The sequence below is a fragment of the Stenotrophomonas sp. GbtcB23 genome, from assembly GCF_019091045.1.
Classification (GTDB): Bacteria; Pseudomonadota; Gammaproteobacteria; order Xanthomonadales; family Xanthomonadaceae; genus Stenotrophomonas; species Stenotrophomonas rhizophila_A.
On sequence record NZ_JAGXKC010000608.1, the window covers coordinates 1 to 244 of the forward strand.

The following is a 244-nucleotide window of genomic DNA, read 5'->3' on the forward strand; positions in this document are numbered from 1 at the left end:
TGTCGAGCGCAACCGAGATGGGCTTGCACTCGATCAGGATGCGAATGTCATTATCGATCTTGATCGCATAATCGACTTTTTCGCCTTTCTTCCCCACCGCATCCGCGGTGAATTCCGGCACCACCTCGGTGGGATCAAAGACGTCGTAACCCAACGAGCGAAGGAATGGGAGGACGACGGCAGTCTTGACCGCCTCCTCCGTTACCATCGTGCTGGAATGTGATTTAACGCGCTCTGTGATCGC

At 54.9% G+C, this 244-nt stretch carries 1 pseudogene; it reads right to left on the bottom strand.

What is annotated here, in order from left to right:
- Positions 1-244: pseudogene (locus KVS69_RS20280) on the bottom strand (restriction endonuclease); the annotation flags it as partial.